Below are 23,203 nucleotides of genomic sequence, written 5' to 3'. Positions count from 1 at the left end.
CCACTCCGGCACCCAAAAGTGAAAAGGCAAGCCTGAAAGTATAGCAGCGCGGGCAAGGGGCCGCAGGCGCGCAGGTACAATGCGCCCCCATGGAATCCTTCGATATCGCAGTGATCGGCGCGGGCGCGGCCGGCATGATGTGCGCGGCCGTGGCCGGGCAAACCGGCCGCCGGGTGGTGCTGATCGATCACTCGCAGCGTCTCGCGGAGAAAATCCGCATTTCCGGCGGCGGCCGGTGCAACTTCACGAATCTATACGCTGGGCCGGCCAATTATCTGTCGGCCAACCCCCACTTTTGCCGCTCGGCGCTCGCGCGCTATACGCCGCGTGACTTCATGGCGTTGCTCAAGCGCCATCACGTGACGTGGCACGAGAAGCACAAGGGGCAGTTGTTCTGCGATCAGTCGAGCGACGCGGTCATCAATGTGCTGAAGAACGAATGCGATACGGGCCGGATTGCGTGGCGCACGCCGCTCGCGGTCGAGCAGGTTCGCAACGATGCCGAAGGACGGTTCACACTGGACACCCACTCGGGCCCGATCACGGCCCGCGCGCTCGTGGTGGCGACCGGCGGCCTGTCGATCCCCAAGATCGGCGCCACCGATTTCGCCTACCGCCTCGCCAAGCAATTCGGCCACAAGCTCATCGAGACCCGTCCCGCACTGGTTCCGCTGACTTTCGCCCCGGCCGACTGGGAGCCGTTCTCGGCGCTCTCCGGCGTGTCGCTCGAGGTGCAACTGGCGACCGGCAACAAAAAGACCGGCGCCGAGTTCAACGAAGACCTGCTGCTCACGCACCGCGGCCTGTCGGGCCCGGGCGTTCTGCAGATTTCAAGCTACTGGCAACCTGGCGAGCCGATTCACGTCAATCTGCTGCCCGGGCAGGACGCCACGACCGCCTTGCTGGAAGCCAAAACCGGCACAAAGCGCCAGATCGCCAATCTGCTCTCGGAATGGGTGCCACAACGGCTTGCCCACGTCTGGCTGGAAACCCACCAGATTCCTGCTGAAGCCCGAGTGGCCGATCTGCCGGACAAGACGCTGCGCCGCGTCGGCGAAGCCTTGTCGCGCTGGACGCTCACCCCGAACGGCACCGAAGGCTATCGCAAGGCCGAAGTCACACGCGGCGGTATCGACACACGCGACCTGTCGTCGGCGACGATGATGAGCGCCCGCACGCCGGGTTTGTACTTCATCGGCGAAGCGGTCGACGTGACTGGCTGGCTCGGCGGCTACAATTTCCAATGGGCGTGGGCCTCCGGCGTGGCGGCCGGCCAGGCGGCCGCGGAGTACGTTCTAGGGGCTTGACGGCGCATTAGCTTTGTGAGAAAGCTCTGCTATACTCCTGAACCTTTACAGAGTTCCGTTATTGAAAAATGACGGCCATTCTCGTAAAAAAACAACGAGCCGTCTGAAGTTGCCATGCGCTGCTTCAGGCGCACGATGGAGAAAAACGGGTTGCCGACGGAACTGCGCGCCCGTGAGTTTTACGGAAAGGTTTTACGAAAAGCCTACGGCTGAGCGCAAGCGCAAGAAGGCGGCTGCGGTTAAGCGTCATTTCAAGCGTCTGCGTAGCCAGATGCTGCCAAAGAAGTTCTACTGATTCTGGCGTTGCCGCGGTTCCCGTCGAACGGAGCGGCGACATCCAACCGGTGAGGGCACAGCAGGTGCCGTCACGGAAAATACGGCCCTTCGGGCCAGCCGGCAGGGTCGCATCCACTACGCACATTGCGCCAACCCGCTTGAGGAAGCAGTCCCAAGTGGGCGTTTGTGTTGGATTCGGCGCATTGATGCAGCGTATTGGTGCGGTTAGCCGGCCGGTTTTTAAATCTTCAACACGTTCAGGTGAGTGATGAGTCTCAAGGACCAGATCAACGACGATATGAAAGCTGCCATGCGGGCGCGTGAGACCGAGCGTCTCGGCACGATCCGCTTGCTGCTCGCCGCGGTCAAGCAACGCGAAGTCGACGAACGCATCACCCTTGACGACACGGCGATCACCGTCGTCATCGACAAGATGATCAAGCAGCGCAAAGACTCGATCAGCCAGTTCGAAGCCGCTGGCCGCACGGATCTAGCCGACAAGGAAAAGGCCGAACTGGCTATCCTGTCCGCCTATATGCCGGCGCAGATGTCCGAGGCGGAGATCGTTGCCGAAGTTCAGGCCGCGGTTGCGCAAACTGGGGCTGCCGGCCCGCAGGACATGGGCAAGGTGATGGGCGTGCTCAAGCCGAAACTGGCCGGCCGCGCCGACATGACCGCTGTCTCGGCGCAAGTCAAAGCCGCGCTCGCGAAGTAATTTCCGTATTTCCGGTCTGCGCGCGCCGTTGTTCGACGGCGCGCGCAGCCTTGAGCTTTTTAGGTAGCGTCATTCACTGTGATTCCACCGTCATTCCTGCAGGACCTGCTCAACCGCGTCGATATCGTCGACGTGGTCGGCCGGTATGTGCAGTTGAAAAAGGGCGGCGCGAACTTCATGGGGCTGTGCCCGTTTCACAACGAGAAAAGCCCTTCGTTTACGGTTAGTCCGACTAAGCAGTTCTATCACTGCTTCGGCTGTGGCGCGCATGGTACGGCTATCGGATTCCTGATGGAGCACGTCGGCTCCACGTTTCCAGAGGCGGTCAACGAACTCGCGCAATCGGTCGGTTTGACCGTGCCGAACGAGCCTTCGCCGGGATATGGCGGCGGTGGTTCCGGCGGGTATTCGCCGGCCGCGTCCAAGGCCGTCACCACGGCGCTATCCGATGTCATGCAGACCGCTTGCGATTTTTACCGAAAACAGCTGCGCGGCGCGCCGGTCGCGATCCAGTATCTGAAGAAACGTGGCCTGACCGGTGAGATCGCCGCCCGCTTCGGCCTTGGCTATGCACCGGACGGTTGGCAGAACCTCGAGCCCGCATTCCCCAACTATCGGGATGACGCGTTGGTCGAATCAGGTCTTGTGATCGTCAGCGAAAAGTCGGATGCGCAAGGTCAGAACCGCCGATACGACCGCTTTCGCGAGCGGATCATGTTCCCGATCCGCAATGTGAAAGGGCAGGTGATCGGCTTCGGTGGCCGTGTGCTGGACGGCGGTGAGCCGAAATATTTGAATTCGCCGGAAACGCCTCTATTTAACAAAGGCAGCGAGCTGTACGGGCTGTTCGAGGCACGTCTGGCGATTCGCGAACAGCATTACGTGCTGGTGGTCGAAGGCTACATGGACGTGGTTGCGCTGGCCCAATTGGGGTTCCAGAACGCAGTGGCCACGCTCGGCACGGCTTGCACGCCGATTCATGTGCAGAAACTGATGCGTCAGACCGATACGGTCATCTTCAGTTTCGACGGCGATTCCGCTGGGCGCCGCGCTGCGCGCCGTGCGCTGGATGCCTGCCTGCCGCACGCGGCGGACAACCGGACCATCCGGTTCCTGTTTTTGCCGTCCGAGCACGATCCGGACAGCTACGTGCGCGAATTCGGCACCGAGGCGTTCGCCGAACAGGTCGAGCGCGCCATGCCGCTGTCGCAGTTCATGTTGAACGAGGTGTTGGCCGGCAAGGAGCTGGATCAGCCGGAAGGCCGGGCCCGCGCGCTGTTCGACGCGAAACCCCTGCTGCAGCAATTGCCGGCCAATGCGCTGCGCGCGCAGATCATGCATATGTTTGCCGATCGGCTCGATGTGCCGTTCGACGAAGTGGCCGCGTTATGCGAAGTCGACGCCCGGATTGCCGCAGCCACCCGTTCGGCACCGGCCCGGAAAGACCGGCGCAGTGTGACCGGGATCGAAGAAAAAACGCTGCGCAATCTGGTGATGTATCCGCGGACGGTGGCGGTGCTCGACGAGGAAGCCGAACAGGCGCTTCTGAGCGTCACGCGGCACGGCGAACTGTTCGAGGAAGTGACGACACATGCGCGCGCGCTGGGCGATTCGGCGGAGTTTCAGTTGCTGTCCGACCTATTGCGAAACGGCGCAAATGCCCCAACTTTCGAGGAAATCTTTCGCAAAATTCTAGACTATGATGAAAACGTCCGGGATTTGCTGCTGAAGGATCCGGAGGATGCGACCGTCATCGAGGAGCGGCGCGAGCAGGAACGGATCGTCGGAGAGGAACTGCAAGCGGCGATTCTGAAGATGCGATACGACGCTTACTGCGATCGTCTCGAGCAGCTTTCGCGGCAATCCCGGCACACGCCGGAGGAGTTTGCGGAGCTGACGGGCCTGAATCAGAAGCGGGCTGAGATGAAGCGCCAGCTCGGGCTGTAAGCAGGATGGCAGAAACCTGAGTGCTATAATTAAAGGTTTCCAGCGGTTTGTTTTTTCAATGGTTTTCCTAGCAAAGGCGAAAAGGCGATTGCGATGGCAAAGACACCAGGCGGAAAAAAAGCAACAGGCACAGGTTCGAACGAGCCGACCAGAAAGGTCACCGAGGCCAAGTTAGCTTCCTCCCCCAGAAAAACGTCTGCCGCAAGCGTCGCACCTGCTGCCGGGAAGAAATCCTCGACCACTTCCGCTGCGCGAGCGGAGCTGGTCAGGGCGGCGAAAGCTGTACCACCACCGGCCACAAAACGGTCGGGTGTCAGAAGCGCAAGGGAAGCGCCTGCCGCGCAGGACGATGCGGTAGAGCGCGAGACTCCAGTATCCACGGTTCAACCGGCTGTTGTCCAACAGCCGCGAGTCGAGACTACAGCCGGTACGACGAACTCCATGACGAAAAAGCTGAACGAAACACCCGTCGATGACGACGCAACCCAAAGCGAAGAAACCCCTGCGGCCGTTCCCGGCAAGGTGGAAAAGGTCAAGGCTCGCGATCGTCGTGCAAAGGAAAAAGCGCTGCTGAAAGACGCGTTCGCGTCATCGCAGCCGGGCACCGTCGAGGAACTCGAAGAGCGCCGCGCCAAACTGCGCGCGCTGATCAAGCTCGGCAAGGAGCGCGGCTTCCTCACGTACGCGGAAATCAACGACCACCTCCCGGACAACTTCACCGAGACCGAGGCGATCGAAGGCATCATCAGCACGTTCAATGACATGGGCGTGGCGGTGTACGAGCAGGCGCCGGATGCTGAAACGCTGCTGTTGAACGACAATGCACCCGCCGCTTCGTCAGACGACGAAGTAGAAGAGGAAGCGGAAGTCGCGCTCTCTACCGTCGACTCCGAATTCGGCCGCACCACCGACCCCGTCCGCATGTACATGCGTGAAATGGGTACGGTCGAGCTGCTCACGCGCGAAGGCGAAATCGAAATCGCAAAGCGGATCGAAGACGGCCTCAAGCACATGGTGATGGCCATCTCGGCGTGCCCGACCACGATCGCCGACATTCTGGCAATGGCCGAGCGCGTCGCGAACGAGGAAATCCGTATCGACGAACTGGTCGACGGCCTGATCGACGCCAACGCGGAAGATGCGGACGGCTTCTCCGCGCAGGAAGCGGAAGCGATCGAGAGCGAAGACGAGGAAGCCGAGGAAGAGGACACGGAAGACGAGGAAGAAGACGACGGCACGGCGCAAGCCACGGCCAACGCAGCGCAGATGGAAGCGCTCAAGCGTGCGTCCCTCGAGAAGTTCGCCATGATCAGCGAATGGTTCGACAAGATGCGTCGCGCGTTCGAGAAGGAAGGCTACAAGTCCAAGTCGTATCTGAAGGCGCAGGAAACGATCCAGAACGAACTGATGACGATCCGCTTTACCGCGCGGACCGTCGAGCGTCTGTGCGACACGTTGCGTGCGCAGGTGGACGAAGTGCGTCAGGTCGAGCGTCAGATCCTGCATACGGTGGTCGACAAGTGCGGCATGCCGCGTGCGGAATTCATCGCGCGTTTCCCGGGCAGCGAAACGGATCTGGAGTGGGCCGACAAGATCGTCGCCGAAGGTCATGGGTATAGCGCAATCCTCACGCGTAATATTCCGGCCATTCAGGAACAGCAGCAGCGCCTGCTCGATTTGCAGGCGCGCGTTGTGCTGCCGCTGAAGGACCTGAAGGAAACCAACCGTCAGATGGCGGCCGGCGAACTGAAGGCGCGTCAGGCAAAGCGCGAAATGACCGAGGCGAACTTGCGCCTCGTGATCTCGATTGCGAAGAAGTACACGAACCGTGGTCTGCAGTTCCTCGACCTGATTCAGGAAGGCAACATCGGCCTGATGAAGGCGGTGGACAAGTTCGAATATCGTCGTGGCTACAAGTTTTCCACGTATGCAACGTGGTGGATTCGTCAGGCCATCACGCGTTCGATTGCCGACCAGGCGCGTACGATCCGGATTCCGGTTCACATGATCGAGACGATCAACAAGATGAACCGCATCTCGCGTCAGATCTTGCAGGAAACCGGTCTCGAGCCGGATCCGGCAACGCTGGCCGAGAAGATGGAAATGCCGGAAGACAAGATCCGCAAGATCATGAAGATCGCGAAGGAGCCGATCTCGATGGAAACGCCGATCGGTGACGACGACGATTCGCATCTGGGCGACTTCATCGAAGATACCAATACGGTTGCGCCGGCCGACGCCGCCTTGCACGCCAGCATGCGCGATGTCGTGAAGGACGTGCTCGACTCGTTGACGCCGCGCGAAGCGAAGGTGCTGCGCATGCGTTTCGGTATCGAGATGAGCACCGATCACACGCTCGAAGAAGTCGGTAAGCAGTTCGACGTGACGCGAGAACGGATCCGTCAGATCGAGGCGAAGGCGCTGCGCAAGCTGCGTCATCCGAGTCGTTCCGACAAGCTGAAGTCGTTCCTCGAAGGGAATTGACCGAAGCTGGCGGTTCGTGGGAAATGATGTAGCGGTTTGAGGGAGCCTCCCGGTTGTTTCGCTTGGGCGTGGCGGTTGCGAAGGCCCCTTTTTCGTGTAGTATGTCGGCCAATCAACGAATTGGCCCGGCCTTCATGACCGGGTCTTTTTCTTGGGCCGGACGCCGTGCTGGTTGCAGGCAGCGGACTCATAATCCGCCTCCGAAAGGACACCGTCGGTTCGACTCCGACCCGGCCCACCATAGTTGCGAAAAAGGGTTCCGAGTTTTCGTGTGCCGTTAAGCATAAAGTGGCCATTTGGACACGTTATGCTTTATTGAACGATCGGCCATGTTTTGCTTTATCGGCGACTAGTGGTAGGACGCAGTACAACCACCAACGCCGACCCGGCGACCCTTTGAATGTTAAGACCGCGCTCATGTGAGCGCGGTTTTTGCATTTCGGCCCGCATTTTTCTGGTATGACCCTTCCTCATCAAGTCGACTCCACTTCGTGTCGCCGGTACTAGCCAAGAAGTAACACATACCCTCCCTTCGAATCTCAGCCCGGCTGACAAAACAAGGGGCCGGCTGGAGAATCTCTATTATTAGGGTTCGAGTCCCAATTATGTACTACATATGGTGCTTTAATTAACTTGTGACACTAAATGTAGATTAGATGTTATCTTCTGAGGCATAACAACTCCCGTTGCGGGGGCCCCATGATTGCTGCAAATAGGCGTGCTGAGATCGAGAAGATTGTCCGTGGCATGCACCATGAGATTATCCAGGGTGCCAAGCTTCGGTATCGTTGCGGGCTTCCGCCGTATCCCCAATTGTTCTCCCCCGATGTCGCAATCGAGAAGTACGGGTACTCATACGAGGTTCGCGAATCCATGCCGGGCGCCCATGCCGGCCGCCAGTTTCAGACTGCAGGAATGATCGACACCGAGCAGGGGATTGTAATGGTTTCGAGTGAGCTGAAATTCGAAACCCAGCGCTTCACCGCTGCGCACGAACTTGGTCATCTCGTGCTGCACGAGTCCCGGCCGGAGATGAGGCGCCACCGCGATCGGCCGGTGACCGGGGAGAATATGGGGCCGCGTGATCTGATTGAGGAAGAAGCCGACTATTTTGCAGCCGTGTGGTTGGCACCGGCGCCAACGGTGAATTACTACTTTCGGGAGCGCTTCGCGAATATTCCGCTCGTGCTCAACGAGGACACTGCCTTTCACGTCGCCGGTTATGGGGGAGTCCCAGACCTGATGGCGTCGAAGCAAGGATCACTTGCGTTTCCTATCGCTGTTGCTCGCGCGACAGCCTTCAACGGTCGGCGTTTCGAATCCCTCGCTCATTTTTTCGGCCTATCACCGACAGCCATGGGAATCCGCTTGAAGGAACTGGAGTTGGTGACCTACTAGTCAACTATTCCGCTGAGGTCCATGCGGACAGCCGCGAGGCGTCATTCGATTTGCCTCGTAGCAGCGCCCCCGCACGCGTTTGCCTAGCGGCGAACTCCGCCACTACGGGATGCGTAGCTGTCGGCCTAGAGCGGGTCACGAAGCGTCCGGCCTTCGCGCGGAATATCAATTTGCAAACGATGAATTCTCAAGGTGCGGCAGCGCTGTTCTGAGAACACAAGTGTTCAATGGAGCGGCGCTTCGTTGACCGGGCATGCTGAGCCGCTAGATACACTAGGCGATGGGAGTACACTTTCACGCAAATTTGCGCGGGCTAAACCCGCCGCGGGGAGCTTCCAGGGATGGAGGCACAAGAGGGGACTTCATAGAACGACCAACTAACCGGAATATGATCGAACGAATTTTCCAAAGCATCCCGGAAGGCAGACTAAGCGAGGCAGACCAGCAGTCGTTCTTGGTTAGTCTGGGCTGGTCACGGGGAGCCACCTGGAACGATCTCCTGCGCTCACGGCGCGTTCTGATCATCTCCGAGGCAGGTGCCGGCAAGACCTTTGAGTGTCGTAGTCAAGCTCGTCTGTTATCGGACGCGGGCGAGCCGGCTTTTTTCGTCGAGCTTGCTGGCCTTGCGACGGGAGAGTTGCGGAGTCTTCTGGATGACGAGGAGGAAGCTCGCCTTGACGCTTGGCTTTCATCCCAATCCGACGTAGCGACCTTTTTTCTGGACTCGATTGACGAACTGCAATTAAGTTTGGGATCGTTCGAGCGCGCGTTGAAGCGTTTCAAGAAAGGCATTGGTAGCCAACTGGGCCGAGCCCGAATCGTCATCACAACGCGGCCGATAGCATTCGATGAAGAGCTTGTTCGCGGTTTGCTGCCCGTTCCTCCAGTGTCATCGACGGAGTCGAATGAAGAAGCGTTCGCGAAGATCGCGATGCGGACTGAAAAGAAACAACAGAATAGCAACAGAGACGAGGAGGTCGCTGATTGGCGCACGGTCGCGCTGATGCCACTATCGGATGCGCAAATCGTTGACTTTGCCCGCGGCCAAGGTGTCGAGAGCCCCGCGGCGTTGTTAAATGACTTGCAGAGGAGGAACGCACAGGAGTTCGCACGACGGCCCCAGGATTTGATCGAGCTATGCGCAGACTGGCGAGAGCATAAGCGCATCCGGACTCATCACGACCAAGTAGCAGCCAATGTGCGCATCAAGTTGCAGCCTCGGGACGATAGGTCGGAGGCTGCCGAGCTTTCCGTGGATAGGGCGCTTGAGGGCGCCAGCCGGCTCGCACTGGCGATGCTCGCACGCGCCGTCTAACTATCCGGCACAGTGCGGCGGCTGACGCGATCCATAGTGACGCCGCGCTTGAGCCAGCAATCATCCTCTCTGATTGGAAGCCTAATGAGCGAAAAGCCTTGCTTGAAAGGCCCTTGTTCGGTTTTGCCTCTTATGGACGTGTGCGTTTTCATCACCGGTCCGTAGCTGATTACCTTGCAGCGCAACGCCTTCGCGCTCTACGCGAACGAGGCATGCCATTTCGGGCGATGCAGCGGCTGCTTTTTGCCGAGACTAAAGGCAAGCTAATTGTCCGCCCCTCGAAACGGCCCGTGGCCGGCTAGCTAGCGATAACGGACAACGCAATATTCGAGATGTTGCGAGACAACGAACCTGCTGTTCTTCTCAATGAAGGCGATCCTGAATCGCTGACCCCTACGCAGCGAAATCAAGCACTTCGAGCATATGTTGAATGCTACGGCAAGGGCGGGTGGCGCGGGCTGAAGGTCCCCCATATCCAGATATCGCTTCGCATCACCGGATGCTTGCGCGTGAAGTTAGCCAGCTCTGGGATAAAGGGGTCGAAAATCCCGATGTTCGATGCACGCTACTCTCTCTGATCGAAACGGGGCGGATGGGCGAATGCGCCGACATTGCTCACGCATCCGTTTGTGATGCAAATGCGGATCCATCAAAACTTGAGTCGCTCCGCGACGGGCTAGTGAGACTTGTTTATGATGGGCTCAGATGGAGCAAGGAATGGCCGCACATCGTTAGCAATCGCCAGCATCTTAGTGGCACTCTCGCCGCAGTTTGCGTGCGCGGGCTTGCAATGAGCAGTAAAGAGGAGTGGCTTCGTGCGAGCGTTCTTGCTCTTCGACTTCACCATCGAGAACACGGTAATGACGACGCACACAAGGCGCTTCGAAAGCGGCTAACTCTTCTTGATGCTGAAGACAATGCTAACCTGTTCTGGACGACGGACGCTTTGATTCAATCCCTTCACGCTATCACTGATGCACGGGAACGCCTCGTAGAAGTCATATTTCATGACAGCCCCATCGAGCTGAATGTCGTTCGAGATTTGCCATGGATTAAGGAAGCTCTCTGTGACACAGCTCGTCCGAAGGCTGACAGGGCCGTACTCCTGCAGGCAGCGCTGCGCCTTTGCCCGCAGCCAGAGCAGTGGCAAGAGCATGCTTTGGAACTGAAGACGCGCGTTACGGGTCAACCGGAACTTCTCGCCGTAATTGATGAATGCATGAAACCGCCAAAGCGGAACAAAGAGCTTGAGCGATTGGAGAAGAAGGCGGCCGAGCAAAAAACGCAACGCGAGCGCCGAGCTGCCAAAGCCCGTGTAAGTTGGATCTTATTCTGGCGCGAGGTTTCCCAACGCCCGGAAAGCGCTTTCTCTTCTGAACGCAGCTGGCATACAGCTTGGAATCTTTGGCGTGCAATGAGCCAGAATGGCGCGGAATCGAAGAGCAGTTCGACAAAGAAACAGCGGACCGATTGCGTCGCATTTTGATGAATCGTGTGATGATAGCCTGACGTGGTTGGGCAGGCAGCAAGCTCCACGGCGGCGGGGGTTACCATCGGGGAGCAATGCTCCTCAGCCTCGTGGATAGAACTTGGTCTCGATGGCGTCGTCGTGCCACGTGACGAACCTCGCCACGGCGTTCAGGGGCGCCTCCAGCTTCGCTTGATCAACGTGTAGGCGAGCGCGCGAGTGACCGAGAGGGTCGCCAGGCTTACCCTTTCTCTGGCGGAAACGATGCTTGAAAATATTCCAACCCAGAAACGCTCGTCTTCGCTTACGGTTGAGTCTCAACGATAAACAAAAAAATGGAGACAATATGAAATTAAAATTTCACCCAGCACTGGGGTTCAACTGCAGTGATGGCATCGGAATTCTTTCCAAGAACTGGCGTGTCATTGGAGCGGCGGCGCTCACTAGCCTATCAATGTCCCTTTACACCGTGCCATCCTTTGCTGCGTCAGCCTCGGCTGTATCCCCGACAAAGGTGATATTAGGCAAGACCCTTGTATCCGGTGTAGATGACGGGACAGTTGTATCGTTCAAGGGTATTCCTTATGCTGCACCACCGGTCGGAGATCTGCGCTGGAAGCCTCCCGCCGCCTTTACCGCCGATCGGGATCAAATTGACGCGTCGTCTTTCGGGCCAGATTGTGCCCAAAATAGTCCCTATCCGGAAAGCCTAGGCAAGGGTAGCAGTGAGGATTGTCTCTACCTGAATATTTGGACGCCCAAAGCTGCACGGAAACCGCTACCGGTGATTGTTTTTATTCATGGTGGTGGATTTGAATACGGGTCCGGTGCCATCCCGATGTATGACGGGACTTCACTCGCTCGACGAGACGTACTTGTCGTCAATTTCAACTACCGGCTCGGCATTTTTGGATTCCTTGCGCATTCAGGACTGAGCAAGGAGTCTCCACGTCATGTATCCGGGAACTACGGTCTGCTTGATCAGATAGCAGCATTGACGTGGGTGAAAAAGAATATTCGCGCTTTTGGTGGCGATCCCTCGAGGGTTACGCTGATGGGTCAGTCGGCAGGCAGCAGGTCAGTGTCTCTTCTCATGACGTCGCCTTTGGCGAATGGGCTTTTTGAGCAAGTTATCTTGCAAAGTGGAGCGGGGCTTCGCCATGTCCCGGATCTACATGATGCGGAGCAGAAGGGCGACAGTCTTGGTTCGCTCAATACACTGCGTGCGAAGTCGACAGACGAATTGTTGGCCCTTTCGAGTGCTATGAAAGCGTCGGAGGGCGGGTTACTTGAGCCATCATGGGGTAAGCCTGTTGTCGATCGCTGGGCTATTCCCCGGGATCAAATCGAAAGCTTCAAGACTGGCGCCTATCGCGCCGTACCAATGATCCTAGGAACGAATGCGAACGAAGGTGGCGCGTTTGTGCGGCGGTCCGACCGGGAAGATCAAGAAACTTTCAACCAAACTTTAGCGAAGAACTTCGGGGCACTCGCACCTCAACTTGCCACGGTTTATCAAACGGAAGATTTCCATGCAGCGCATGAGAAACTTTGGACGGACATGGAGTTCAACTTGCCGGCGGAGCGCCTCGCTGCCCTATCTTCCAAAGTTCAGCCCGCAACATATCGGTATTCCTTCGCAAGGCGCCGAAATGAATCGAACACTCTTCCGGTACACGGCGACGAATTGCAATACGTTTTCGGTACGTTAAACACACCGCACAAAGGTAAGATACAACCATCGGATCTGGGCGATCGCGCGTTATCCGAAGAGATTCAGTCATCTTGGGTGTCATTCGCTAAAACTGGACATCCAGATACGAACCAAAGCGTAAGCTGGCCAAAATATTCCAAAGCCAAGATGTGCTTCGTATTCGATGTACCTGGCCGCGTGGCGGCGTGCCCCGACGTCGCCACGATCGAAAAGATTCTCTCACATCAAACTGCTTACTAAGGGTAGCTGCGAGTTACGCGACATCGTGTCGCACGCGCGCATGCGATCGTCTATGTGTTCCAGGATCAAATAACCCGACTCGGACACGTTCCGGTGATCGCAAAAGTGCACGCCTTTTTAGGGGTTCGGAAGGAACCTAGAATCGGACGTTAAAGGAGCGGACGTGCGCGCCTTAAATACTGCGTGCGGGTTTCGATCCGCTTCTGTTCCTTACGTTTTCTGCGTAATCGCTAACAATCTTCACCACGACAATCAGTCCAGTAAAGGACCCGGATTGCCGTGCATTCGGCGCATGCTTTATCCGCAGCACGGTAATAAGTAGGTCAAGGTCCCCTTGTCCAGAAAACAATAATCAGGAGACGAGTATGAACACTAATATTGATAGAACATGTAGCCGTAAACGGTACTTAGTAACCCTAATGGTTGTCACCGCCATGGCGATTGTAAGCATGTCGAGCGAGGCTGAGGCTCAAAGCAGTGTGACCTTATACGGTATCGTCGACGTCGGAATTGAACATATCAACAACACACCGAGTGGCGGAGCGTTGACTCGCGAGGCGTCAGGAAATCTATCTGGATCTCGGTTCGGCTTGAAAGGAGTAGAGGACCTTGGTGGAGGATTCGCCACCATTTTCAGGCTTGAGGCGGGTTTTAATCCGAATGACGGTACGTCGAGTCAGTCAACAAAAGGACTCGGATCGAACGGTTCGGTAACGTCGCGTTTATGGGGACGGCAAGCCATCGTGGGGATTACCGGAAAAGGCAACCAATTAACCTTTGGCCGCCAAGACTCCTTACTTTACGAGCAGGCTGTCGCTTTTGACCCGATGGCTGTTGCATCGCGCTACTCGTTGTTGTCTTTCGACTACGCAACAGCTGGGCGCGTTGACAGTTCGGCGAAGTATGTCGGCAGCTTCGGACCGATCAAGGCTGCGGCAATGTACAGCACGAGATACGACGCTGGGTACGGAGCCGAGACGCCGGGCGCTGAGCTTACCGGTCGTTTTTGGAGTGGCGCTCTGAATTACTCGACTGGACCGTTTGCCATCAGCGTGTCTTACGAGCAACGTAACAGTAATACCGTCGCGACGAACACGGCGGAAGAGCGTCGCGCAACTACCGGTGCGACATTTACTGTAGGGGACTTCAAGGGATACGCGGGATACAGATTTCTAAGCGTTTCTGATAGGTTCCTGCCAACGAATGCCATCGTTGCCTCTGGGGCTCCCGGGTCGAGCGCCGCTAACCTATATTGGGGCGGCGCACAGTACAGAGTAAACGCCGGGCTAGCCTTAACTGCGGTTGGCTATTATCAAGACATCCATGGAAGTGGCGCTGATCCATGGCTCGCGGTTTTCTCGGCTGACTATACTGTGTCGAAGCGAACGGACTTGTATGCGACGGCAGCCTTCGCGCGTAATAAGGGCAAATCAGCGCTTGGTGTAGGAGGCTATGGGACAGTCGCACCTGGCTACGACCAGACAGGTGTTGTCGTGGGTATGCGCCAACGGTTTTAGCTAGACGAAAACGGTTGGCGGCAAAGCAGACCGCCGCGAGGCGAGCGCCATGGGTACGCATACCTCAGCGCTAGGGATATACGTTTGTTCGCCGGTAGAAGCAACTTGGAGTATTTCGATAAGGAGTGTGAACGAAATCGAGCAGTTCACGCTCCCTTTCAAAGACTACGACGCAGGTAGCGACAGAACCGAGGGATGGCCGGGAATTTTCAATATCTTAACATCAGCTACCTGCGAATTCCGGCCTCCCCTTGAACTGGCTGATAGCTTAAAATCGAAAGCGATAGTTGTGCTTGACAATCACCGCTTGTCGCACGTTCTGATGCCGTCGGGCGAGGTACGCAACGATGAATCGTCGGATGAGCGGCCGCAGTCCAATACGACTTTCCCCGTCCTCGCAAAGGATCTAAGCCATCGACGGATCGGTCACTCCGGCCGCGCCTGTCTCAACGTATCCAGCGAACTGCCTCAGAAAGTGTGCGTCCGTGCCCGATGTGACGCTGATGTCGTACCAGCGCTTGCTGGAAGCGAGATTCCAAATCGTTTGTACCGTTTGCCCTGCCGCAACAGTGACGTTTTGAGGCGACATGCCGTAGCGATTGTCCGCAATAGTGAACGTAGAAGATACGTTTCCCGCGTTTGACAAGTTCAAGGAGAGGTTCCCCTGCGTGATTTCATAGCAGGCGGTTACTTCCTGCGTGGCGGAAACCGCACCTGCTGACGCCATGCGGCGAATAAAACCGTTAGGCCCCAGCACGGTCAGGTCATAGGCTTGCGGCACGGTTGCGCTCTTTTGCCATGCCCATGTGTCGGAAAGTATGGTGTTCGCCGCGACGGTATATTGCTTCACCGACGTTGGTGCCGTCGCTGAATACACCTGAAATACTGCAGCGGCTTGTCCTGTATCCGCACGGCGCAGGGCTGGCTGTATCTGGCGGTCGTACTGGACCTGTACTCACGCAAGGTGGTCGGCTGGTCGATGGCGCCCACCATGCCGGCCGGACTGGTCATGTCGGCACTGGCCATGGCGCTACAGCAGCGCCGGCCCGCGCCCGGACTGGTCCTGTATTCGGACCGGGGCAGCCAGTATGCGAGCGATGAATACCAGGCCTTGCTCCGGCATCATCACGTGGTTTGCAGCATGAGCCGCAAGGGAAATTGTTGGGACAATTCGGTGATGGAGCGGTTCTTCCTGAACCTGAAGATGGAGCGCGTGTGGCAGCGCCGGTACGCCAACCATGATGAGGCACGGCGCGACATCAACCAGTACATCGTCGGTTTCTACAACGCCGTACGTTTGCATTCGACTTTGGGCTATCTGTCGCCCACCGCCTACGAGGCAAAACCGACAGTGAAAGAACCTATCAGCCTGTCCGAAATAACTTGACCACTACAATTCTGATTGCGTCCACATGCCATGGCTATCAGCTGGCAAGGTTGCGACAAGTCCTCAACACTAAGATGCGGCAGAGGAAGCGTCGCGTTAAACTAGTCCGTGCTAGGACCGATATTGAGTTCTCGATTGAAGGTATCCTCGTCGATCGCTTTCTCCCATTTTGCGACGACTATCGTTGCAATACCATTTCCAATAACGTTCACGATAGCACCGCCCTCGGAGATGAAACGGTACACGCCTAAGACGAGAACCAGGCCGGCTACAGGGATGCCAGGGATCGTCCCAAGCGTGGCCGCGAGCACAATAAAAGCACCACCGCTAACGCTCGCTGCGCCCTTTGATGTGAGCAGCAAAACAAACATCAACGTCAATTGACTACCGATTGAAAGATAAGAATCTGTCGCTTGGGCGATAAAGATAGCAAGGACGGTCATGTTGATACAACTTCCGTCGAGATTAAATGAATACCCGGCGGGCACAACAAGTCCGACCACGGACTTATCACAACCCAAGCGTTCAAGCTTAGCCATCAGCCGGGGCAACGCCGATTCAGACGACGAGGTACCTAACACAATCAAAAGCTCGTCCCGGATGTAGCGAAGGAATTTTAGAAGACTGAAGCCTGCGAATTTGCAGACGATCGCGAGGATAATGAATACAAAAAATGCGGCGGTTACATAATAAGTCAGAAGCAGTTGCCCGTACGAGGCGAGCGATACGATTCCGTACTTTCCAATCGTGAATGCAATCGCACCAAACGCACCGATCGGTGAGACATACATCACTATTCTCACCATGTTGAAGAAAGTATTGGCACCTGCATCAATCACGGCGACAAGCGCTTTTCCGCGCTCACCTAGCATCTGCAAGCCAAACGCAAAAATGATGGAAATGAACAGGACTTGCAGAATGTCGCCTTCCGCAAAAGCACCAAATACCGTCGACGGAATAATGTGAGAGAGATAGCCGACGACGGTCTGCTCGTGAGCTGCTTTTGTATAGGCGGCGATCGCGGACGCATCGAGGGTGCGCGGGTCGATGTGCATCCCGCTACCTGGTTTGAAGAGGTTTACAGCTATTAGTCCTACAGCTAACGCAAGCGTCGTCATTACCTCAAAATACAAGAGAGATTTCAAGCCGACGCGCCCCACGGATTTAATGTCGCGCATGCTCGCGATGCCATGGACAACCGTGCAGAATATTAATGGCGCAACCATCAGCTTGATTAGCTTAAGGAAGTTGTCGCCTAACGGCTTCATTGACTCCGCGATAGAAGGCTGGAAGTGACCGAGTAGAATGCCGAGCACAACCGCGATTAAGACTTGTACATATAAGTGTTGAAACCACTTCTTGCGGCTAGCCAAGCGGACAGAGGGTCCTGCTGCCGAGGTGTTCATGTTCATGCTGTCTCCTACTTATATAAGTTATACGTATGGGGGCGTCACTTAACCTTGGCTTACTAAGGGCACTAGATTGACGGGCTTGCCAGCGTGGAAAGCGTTCAAATTCGCCGATATGCCTTCGTTGAGTCGAATTGACCCGCTCGTCGCGGCCCAACTTATGTGTGGCGTAACAATCAAATTGGGATGAGAGCTATTGAGCACCGGGTCATCGCTATCCGGGGGCTCGGCAGGCAAAACGTCCAGCGCGGCACCGGCAAGCTTGCCGCTCGCAAGCGCGTCGATCAAAGCATAGGAGTCGATAAGCGCTCCGCGTGCGCTATTTACCAGAAGAGCCCCCGGTTTGAGCGTCTCCAGCTCCTTCCTGCCGATGAGGTTTCGGGTTTGTTCGGTCAAAGGGCAGTGCAATGACAGAACGTCGGCCGCTCGCAAAACATCATAAAAAGGAACGAAACCATCTCGCGTGCTAACACGATCTCGACGTTCCGCATACAACACGTTCATTCCAAGCGCACCGGCAAGGCGACCGGTAGCTTGGCCGATCGCACCACGTCCGAAAATTCCAAGCGTTGCGCCTGCAATATCCCGTATCGGAGCACCATGTACGCAAAAAGACGGAGATCGCGCCCACGCCTCTCGAGCGAGCACCTGGTAAGCAGGCAAGCTACGTCGCAGCGCAAAAATTGATGCAATCACCCACTCAGAGACGCTTTGGGCTGAATAACCTGGAACATTCGACACAACAATCCCACGCTCTCGACAAGCTTCGATATCCACGCAGTCGTAACCGGTCGCCGCGACACAGATGAATCGTAAGCGAGGTAAATGCTCCAAATCTTCTCGCCGAATCGGTACTTTGTTCGTGATGGCAATCGCGGCATCGCTTAAGGCATCGACCACGTCGTCAGCTCGCGTTGTCGAGCGAGCCGCCCATGCAGAGGCCCATGACGGACGAAGCACCGGGACCGGAAGCGTGTTAGCGTCAAGGATAACGACGTTCATTGGGGTGTTGTCTCAAGAGGGTTGTCGTTTTTTGACGGTATTACGCTCTTTGCCGGGCCGTTTCGCCTCGTATCAATGAGGCGGGTAACGAAGAAAAGAATGACAACGGCGAGCACGCCAACTACCGCAATAAATTGAAGACCACCGTTGAAGCTACCAGTCGCATCCTTGATTCTTCCAACAACGTACGGATTCACAAAGCCGGACAAATTACCTAGCGAATTGATGAGTGCAATACCCGCTGCTGCCGCCGTTGGTCCTAGCAGCCGAGGGGCAACAGTCCAAAACACTGGCAACGCTGAAAAGACGCCAAAGCTTGCGACGCAAAGAAGCGTGAGCTTACCAATCGGCGTTGGAATTAGCGTCGACCCAGCAAGACCAATCGCAGCAAGCGTTAGAGGGAGTAAGAGATGATATCGCCGTTCACCGGTACGGTCTGAATGTCGCCCCCAAAAAATCATGCCTGCCGCGCCGGCTACAAAGGGCAGGGCGCTAACAAAACCGATTTGTTGAATGCTCAGGTCGAACACGCGGACAATCTGCGGTAAGAAAAAACTCAGCCCATAGTTGAATCCAGTCACACCGAAATACGCAAGCGCCGTGAATAATATGACCGGATTGCCGAGCATTTTCATCAAGCTTTGATCAACTACCGCCGGGAGCGCTGCCCGTTCTGTCGCAAGCGTCGCCTCGAGCCATTGACGCTCATCATCCTCGAGCCACTCCGCTTGTTTCGGCGAATCCCGCAAAACGTTCCAGACAATAACTGCAAGGATCAGCGACGGCACTGCTTCCAACAGGAACATGATCTGCCACCCGCTCAGCCCCATCCATCCATGCAGGCTCATCAAGTATCCCGAGATCGGCGATCCAATCACGCTAGCAAGGGGCATTGCAGCCATGAACCCACCGATGACGCGCGCTCTATAGGATGCCGGCACCCAAAGGGAAAGAAAAAACACAACACCGGGAAAGAAGCCTGCCTCCGCCGCGCCGAGCAGCAAGCGGATGGCGTAAAATGACCACTCTCCCTGTACGAAAGCTGTTGCGCCGGAGCATAGTCCCCACGTGAACATGATTCGCGCGATCCAACGGCGAGCCCCGAAGCGCTCGAGCAGCATGTTCGATGGCACTTCGAACACGAAGTAGCTGAGGAAAAATAAGCCCGCGGCAAGACCGAAAGTTGACGCGCTGAGTCCAAGTTCTTTGTTCATCGTCAAGGCGGCAAAGCCGACGTTGACGCGATCAAGAAAGGCGACGACAAAGCAAATTGTCAGGAGGGGGGCGAAGCGGCGCAGTATCTTGCGCATCGTTCGACTTTCGATGCTATTCATGCTTGTCTCCTACTCGTGGTTTTCTCGAAAAGATCACTTAGCTCTGCGGCCGAGTTGATTGAAATAAAACTACCGACCCAGTTTTCTTTTCCGATGAGGCAATACCAAGCCTGATAGGGGAATATCGAACGATCGGATCTGATCATCTAGAAGGCAGCCTAGATACGCGGTTCGCATATCGTCACCGCCAAATGCGATGCTCGATACGTTACCTAGGCGCGATTTTCCAGGCGTTTGCATATCGGAGTGCTTAAGATTTCTCTCGCGAATACCAAGAGCTATGCGAGCTGCGTGGTCGTCGTCAGTATCGGACAGAATCGTCTGCACTTCGCCGTCGGGGCGCACCAACAACACACGATTGCTCGCGATGCACGTCAACCATAGTCCACCGTGGACGTCGAACGCGAGCCCGTCGGGTAGATCGGCGCCGTCAAGCTGGGTGACTGTTTCGCGCGACCCAAGCTCAGGCCTGGCTGACGTGCCTTTAAGCGGGAAACGGCTAACGCGCTGGGCATAGGTCTCATTGGCATACAGCCATCGTCCGTCAGGAGACACTGCGATTTCATTGGTATAGCCAAGACCATCCGCGATAATACGGGGGCCCGTCGCATCGATTACACCGATAAAGCCATCTTTCACGTCATTGTTCCATGCCTCGCTGCGCGGGATCTTCCGCGTGCTGACAGTGAACCAAAGAACGTTATGTTCGTCGATGAAGAGGAAGTTAGAGGGCGGAAGCGGGACGCCATTCACGGAATCCAGCACCGTACTTAGTGTTCCACGCTTGCCAAGGGCGAACAGACCGCCAGCCGCAGCCCCGAGGTCTGCAAATAAAACTTGACCGTCAGGCGCAAGTGCTATGCCATTGGGAACATAAGCTCGTTCTGGCGGGGGCTCTATTAGCCAGTTCGTAACCTGCCCGGTCGCGGACACCACCGAGTAACCGCCGCTCCCATGCGCTGCGATTAGCGTGCCATCGTCAAGCGAAAGCACGCACTCGGGTCGACTAAGGCCTCGAGCGACAGTTTTCAGATCTTCGAAGAAGACTCGAAATTCACGCGACAAAGGATATGCAGGCATGGGCGTTATCCGATCAGCTCTGAAATTTCAATAAGATTCAGATCGGGATCCCTTACATAGACTGACCGGATCTTTTGGGTCGCACCGGTTCGACCGACTGGGCCCTCCTCAATAGGCCAATCACACATTTTCAAATGTGTAATGACGTCATCAAGAGGCACTGACGCGATAAAGCAGAGGTCGAGCGCACCGGGCACCGGCAAATGGGCCTTCGGTTCAAATTCGTGACCGCGCTCGTGCAGATTGATTTTTTGATTGCCAAAGCGCAATGCGTAGCGCCCCTCGCCAAACGTCTGAAGGTCCATCTGCAAGACTTCTGTGTAGAATCGTTTCGTAGCCGCGATATCGATGCATGTCAGCACCAGATGGTCCAGGTGGTCGATGATACTCATGTCAAGATCCCTCGTTAGCGAAAGCACGCTGCTCTGGCACAGCATCCGCCGGCGGCATTGGATGAAGGTCAAGACGACGCCCCGCCTTGAGCAGCTGACTTGGCACGTCATGACCAATCAGCGCTGGCAAACGCGTTGACGCAGAAAGGGCACGTTGCAAATCAACGTGCGTGTCATATCCATTAAGTTCCAACATATGCACCAGCTCTTCCGTGCATACGTTACCTGTAGCTCCGGGCGCATAGGGGCAGCCGCCCAAGCCGCCTAATGAAGAGTCGAAGCGATCTACCCCGGCATCAAGAGCCGCCAGCGTGTTGGCGAGCGCCATACCGCGTGTGTTGTGAAAATGCAGCGTTAGTTCAAGAGCAGGAAACCTCTCGCGCGCGAGCCTGCATAATTCACCGACTTGCGCCGGATAAGCCATGCCCGTGGTGTCGCACAATGTAACTCCGTGTGCACCGAGATCGGCGAAGCGCTGCATCCAATCAAGCACATGCCCAGCCGGAATATCACCTTCCATCGGGCAACCCATCGATGTCGACAGCGACACGTTGATTGCAACAGGAGTCGATTTAACGACGTTGACCACATCGCGCAATTGCGCAAAGGACTGCTCGCGGCTCATGCGCAAATTCGTACGATTATGACTTTCACTAACCGACATGACGAGATTGACCTCGTCCACTCCGCACGAAAGTGCACGCTCAGCTCCGCGCACGTTTGGAACGAGCACCGTGTACACGATGCCCTCTTTACGAACGATGCGGTGCATTACTGCCTCAGCATCGCGTAATGCCGGAATCGCTTTGGGTGACGTGAACGAAGTCACTTCAATTTTCGCGTAGCCGCATTCGCTGAGTTCGTCGATTAGAGAGATTTTGGCGTCGGTATCCACGAATTGCTTTTCGTTTTGGAAACCGTCGCGAGTTGCTACTTCTTGAATGTATAGGCGCTTCTTTTCTGTCATGATTGACCTCAAATAATTCCGCGTTCACGCCAATCGGTACGCGTGGCAGCGTCAATTCCAATGCTTTCGAGAACCTCGTCGGTCTGCTGACCTAGGTTCGGCGCAGGGCGCTCAACTGTGCCCGGTGTTGCGCTCAGTTTTGGCACAATTCCTGGCAGTTGGACGGGAGTGCCGTCGGGCAGCTCGGACTCAAGGATCATGTCTCGTGCTCGATAATGCGGATCCACAGCAATATCAGCGACGTCGTAAATTTTGCCCGAAGGGATTTTGGCCTCATTGAGTGCTGAAAGCACCTCATCAAGGCTCCTGTTAGCTGTCCATTCACCGATTGCAGCGTCGAGTCGTTCGACATTTTTTACGCGACCATCGTTTTGCGCAAGATCGGGATCTGATGCCAGATCCTCACGCTCTATCAGTTGCATCAGTCTTCGAAAAATGCTGTCGCCGTTTCCTGCGATCAGTGCATATTTACCGTCTACACACCTGTAAGCGTTGGTTGGAGCAATGCCTGGAAGGCTGCTGCCTGCTGCTTGCCGAATAGCACCGAATGCGGAATATTCCGGCAGCAAGCTTTCCATCATGTTGAAGACCGACTCGTACAGGGCAACATCGATCATTTGCCCGTCGCCACCGTTCTGGTCCCTGTGTCTGAGCGCAAGCAAAATTCCAATCACGCCATGGAGCGCGGACAGGGAGTCACCAATGGAGACACCTACGCGCACGGGTGTTCGACCTGGTTCGCCGCTCAAATGCCGCAACCCGCCCATTGCTTCTGCGACAACGCCAAAGCCTGGCCGATCGCGATAGGGACCGGTTTGTCCGTATCCCGAAACGCGCAACATGATTAACCGAGGGTTGAGTTTATGTAGTTCCTCCCATCCTAGGCCCCAATTTTCGAGGGTGCCGGGGCGGAAGTTTTCAATGAGAACGTCTGTCTCGCGGACGAGCCGTCGAACGACATCCTGGCCTTCTGGCGACCGAAGATCCAGCGTGACAGAGTTTTTGTTACGGGACTGGGCCGCCCACCAAACGGAAGTTCCGTCGTGAAGAAGTCGCCATTTTCGTAAAGGGTCCCCTACGACAGGCGGCTCAATCTTGATTACATGGGCGCCGAATTCAGCAAGCATTTTGCTTGCAAATGGGCCGGCAATCAGCTGACCCATCTCCAGAACTCGCACACCATCCAAGGGCTTCGCCTTCACTTTGTCTCCATGCTGAACGTTTTGTTCGTTCATCTTGAAACAAAGCTTG

17 protein-coding genes, 1 tRNA gene and 2 pseudogenes are annotated in these 23,203 nt (G+C 56.3%); 12 read left to right on the top strand and 8 right to left on the bottom strand.

Annotated features, from left to right (window positions below; translation table 11 throughout):
- The first annotated feature begins 89 nt into the window (after positions 1 to 89).
- From PQR40_RS23555 to PQR40_RS23505, 11 genes and pseudogenes are all read left to right on the top strand, one after another.
- Complete coding sequence (locus tag PQR40_RS23555) at positions 90 to 1,307, top strand: BaiN/RdsA family NAD(P)/FAD-dependent oxidoreductase (protein WP_408392029.1); 1,218 nt, start codon at positions 90 to 92, stop codon at positions 1,305 to 1,307.
- 114 nt (positions 1,308 to 1,421) lie between these two features.
- A pseudogene (rpsU, locus tag PQR40_RS23550) lies at positions 1,422 to 1,602 on the top strand (30S ribosomal protein S21).
- Between the two features lie 249 nt (positions 1,603 to 1,851).
- Positions 1,852 to 2,298 (top strand): GatB/YqeY domain-containing protein, encoded by a 447-nt coding sequence (locus PQR40_RS23545; protein ID WP_408230939.1) that lies wholly within the window; start codon positions 1,852 to 1,854, stop codon positions 2,296 to 2,298.
- Positions 2,299 to 2,376: 78 nt separating this feature from the next.
- Positions 2,377 to 4,245 carry a DNA primase gene (gene dnaG, locus PQR40_RS23540; RefSeq protein WP_408230936.1) on the top strand — a complete coding sequence of 623 codons (1,869 nt, stop codon included), beginning with the start codon at positions 2,377 to 2,379 and terminating at the stop codon, positions 4,243 to 4,245.
- 93 nt (positions 4,246 to 4,338) lie between these two features.
- Positions 4,339 to 6,729, top strand: coding sequence for an RNA polymerase sigma factor RpoD (gene rpoD / locus PQR40_RS23535; protein WP_408230933.1), 2,391 nt, complete (start codon positions 4,339 to 4,341; stop codon positions 6,727 to 6,729).
- Positions 6,730 to 6,882: 153 nt separating this feature from the next.
- A tRNA-Ile gene (locus PQR40_RS23530) sits at positions 6,883 to 6,970 on the top strand.
- A gap of 458 nt (positions 6,971 to 7,428) precedes the next feature.
- The gene (locus PQR40_RS23525) at positions 7,429 to 8,127 is read left to right on the top strand and encodes an ImmA/IrrE family metallo-endopeptidase (protein ID WP_408230930.1); all 699 of its coding nucleotides are present in this window, start codon (positions 7,429 to 7,431) and stop codon (positions 8,125 to 8,127) included.
- A gap of 388 nt (positions 8,128 to 8,515) precedes the next feature.
- Complete coding sequence (locus tag PQR40_RS23520; protein WP_408392033.1) at positions 8,516 to 9,442, top strand: NACHT domain-containing protein; 927 nt, start codon at positions 8,516 to 8,518, stop codon at positions 9,440 to 9,442.
- 499 nt (positions 9,443 to 9,941) lie between these two features.
- Complete coding sequence (locus PQR40_RS23515) at positions 9,942 to 10,928, top strand: hypothetical protein (protein ID WP_408230924.1); 987 nt, start codon at positions 9,942 to 9,944, stop codon at positions 10,926 to 10,928.
- A 328-nt stretch (positions 10,929 to 11,256) separates the two neighbouring features.
- Positions 11,257 to 12,864, top strand: coding sequence for a carboxylesterase/lipase family protein (locus tag PQR40_RS23510; RefSeq protein WP_408339953.1), 1,608 nt, complete (start codon positions 11,257 to 11,259; stop codon positions 12,862 to 12,864).
- A gap of 419 nt (positions 12,865 to 13,283) precedes the next feature.
- Positions 13,284 to 14,381 (top strand): porin, encoded by a 1,098-nt coding sequence (locus PQR40_RS23505; RefSeq protein WP_408339972.1) that lies wholly within the window; start codon positions 13,284 to 13,286, stop codon positions 14,379 to 14,381.
- 406 nt (positions 14,382 to 14,787) lie between these two features.
- On the opposite strand, the gene PQR40_RS23500 is transcribed toward PQR40_RS23505, so the two are convergent.
- On the bottom strand, positions 14,788 to 15,258 hold the full coding sequence (locus PQR40_RS23500; RefSeq protein ID WP_408230918.1) for a phospholipase domain-containing protein: 471 nt from the start codon (positions 15,256 to 15,258) through the stop codon (positions 14,788 to 14,790).
- Positions 15,259 to 15,285: 27 nt separating this feature from the next.
- On the opposite strand from PQR40_RS23500, the pseudogene PQR40_RS23495 reads away from it, so the two are divergent.
- Positions 15,286 to 15,768: pseudogene (locus PQR40_RS23495) on the top strand (IS3 family transposase); the annotation flags it as partial.
- 101 nt (positions 15,769 to 15,869) lie between these two features.
- Here PQR40_RS23495 and PQR40_RS23490 read toward each other — a convergent pair.
- The 7 genes from PQR40_RS23490 to PQR40_RS23460 all read right to left on the bottom strand — a co-directional run bounded on the left by PQR40_RS23490 (position 15,870) and on the right by PQR40_RS23460 (position 23,187).
- The gene (locus tag PQR40_RS23490; protein ID WP_408509955.1) at positions 15,870 to 17,180 is read right to left on the bottom strand and encodes a dicarboxylate/amino acid:cation symporter; all 1,311 of its coding nucleotides are present in this window, start codon (positions 17,178 to 17,180) and stop codon (positions 15,870 to 15,872) included.
- 42 nt (positions 17,181 to 17,222) lie between these two features.
- A complete protein-coding gene (locus PQR40_RS23485; protein WP_408392037.1) occupies positions 17,223 to 18,179 on the bottom strand; it encodes a D-2-hydroxyacid dehydrogenase in 957 nt (318 codons plus the stop codon).
- Positions 18,176 to 19,513 (bottom strand): MFS transporter, encoded by a 1,338-nt coding sequence (locus tag PQR40_RS23480; protein ID WP_408230909.1) that lies wholly within the window; start codon positions 19,511 to 19,513, stop codon positions 18,176 to 18,178. Before PQR40_RS23480 ends, PQR40_RS23485 begins: the two co-directional genes overlap by 4 nt.
- A 69-nt stretch (positions 19,514 to 19,582) precedes the next feature.
- On the bottom strand, positions 19,583 to 20,593 hold the full coding sequence (locus PQR40_RS23475) for an SMP-30/gluconolactonase/LRE family protein (protein ID WP_408509954.1): 1,011 nt from the start codon (positions 20,591 to 20,593) through the stop codon (positions 19,583 to 19,585).
- Between the two features lie 5 nt (positions 20,594 to 20,598).
- Positions 20,599 to 20,985 carry a VOC family protein gene (locus PQR40_RS23470; protein ID WP_408230903.1) on the bottom strand — a complete coding sequence of 129 codons (387 nt, stop codon included), beginning with the start codon at positions 20,983 to 20,985 and terminating at the stop codon, positions 20,599 to 20,601.
- Position 20,986: 1 nt separating this feature from the next.
- The gene (locus PQR40_RS23465) at positions 20,987 to 21,952 is read right to left on the bottom strand and encodes a hydroxymethylglutaryl-CoA lyase (protein WP_408509953.1); all 966 of its coding nucleotides are present in this window, start codon (positions 21,950 to 21,952) and stop codon (positions 20,987 to 20,989) included.
- An 8-nt stretch (positions 21,953 to 21,960) separates the two neighbouring features.
- A complete protein-coding gene (locus tag PQR40_RS23460; RefSeq protein WP_408509952.1) occupies positions 21,961 to 23,187 on the bottom strand; it encodes a CaiB/BaiF CoA transferase family protein in 1,227 nt (408 codons plus the stop codon).
- Positions 23,188 to 23,203 lie beyond the last annotated feature (16 nt).

The organism is Paraburkholderia sediminicola (genome assembly GCF_046026855.1).
In the GTDB taxonomy this organism is placed as follows: Bacteria; Pseudomonadota; Gammaproteobacteria; order Burkholderiales; family Burkholderiaceae; genus Paraburkholderia; species Paraburkholderia sediminicola_A.
Note: the sequence above shows the minus strand (reverse complement) of the source record. Positions and strands in the feature narration are given on the sequence as shown.